The 1,031-nt window shown below is 60.2% G+C and carries 1 protein-coding gene and 1 pseudogene; both read left to right on the top strand.

Going from position 1 to position 1,031, the window contains the following annotated elements; genetic code table 11:
* A partial coding sequence (locus ACMUOY_RS20115; RefSeq protein ID WP_413894509.1) for a BREX protein BrxB domain-containing protein occupies nt 1–309 on the top strand: 309 nt, incomplete at its 5' end.
* Nucleotides 309–1,031: pseudogene (locus ACMUOY_RS20120) on the top strand (SAM-dependent DNA methyltransferase); the annotation flags it as partial. The gene ACMUOY_RS20115 and the pseudogene ACMUOY_RS20120, both read left to right, overlap by 1 nt.

Below are 1,031 nucleotides of genomic sequence, written 5' to 3' on the forward strand. Positions count from 1 at the left end.
TACTTCGCGAAACCTGACTTCCTGTCCACCCTTATCAGATTGTATCCCGATTACCTCAAGGAAGAGTTCAAGAAGCACCTGGATGTGGTGAAGCCTGATGAGCAATCGGTGGTCGCTTTGTCGGGCACCGGCAGCCTCTTCGGTTTCATGCCCGTGAAGGAGTTCGTGGAGGCCGTTGCTCCCCTTGTCAAAGGAAGGCTTGTCGTCTTTTTCCCCGGCACCAACGAGAACAACAACTACCGCCTTCTCGATGCCTATGACGGCTGGGGATACCTTGCGGTCCCGATCACCGCTGAGAGGGAAGCCTGATGCCGGCGTTGGAACGAGGTCTTCGCGGCCGGTTGGACCGCTCGGTGCGGGAGGCGCGGGATATAGCCGAGGCGGCAGCCCGTGCGGTGCTGGAGCAACTCGGCGTGGGAGAGGCCAACCCACCAGCCCACCTCACGCCGGAGCAGAAAGAGCTTCGCCGCAAACTGCGCATACACGGGAGACAACTAGGCGACCTGCGCGATGGCACAACGGCTGTTCAGGAGCTTGATCGCCTGCTGGAAGAAGTAGCCTACGAGCACTGGCACAGGATGCTCTTCGCCCGTTTCCTTGCAGAGAACAACCTGCTCATGCATACGGGTCATGGAGTCCCAATCCCTGTTACCTTGGAGGAATGCCAGGAGCTGGCAGCGGGAGAAGGTACCCGGGACGGCTGGGAGCTGGCTGCACGCTTCGCCTCGAAGATGCTGCCCCAGATCTTCAGGCCCGACTCGCCTGTGTTCCTCATAGAACTGCCGCCCGAGCACCAGCAGAGGCTGGAGAAGCTTCTTGCCGACCTGCCCGTGGATGTTTTCACAGCCTCCGACTCGTTGGGATGGGTGTACCAGTTCTGGCAGGCGAAGCGTAAGGACGAGATCAACAAGAGCGAGGTGAAGATCGGGGCGCGGGAGCTTCCTGCAGTCACCCAGCTCTTCACCGAGCCATACATGGTTAGCTTCCTTCTGGACAACTCCCTTGGAGCCTGGTGGGCTGCACGGCGCCTG

Origin of the sequence: Candidatus Skiveiella danica, assembly GCF_022705245.1 — a bacterium.
Lineage (GTDB): Bacteria > Pseudomonadota > Gammaproteobacteria > Burkholderiales > Burkholderiaceae_C > Skiveiella > Skiveiella danica.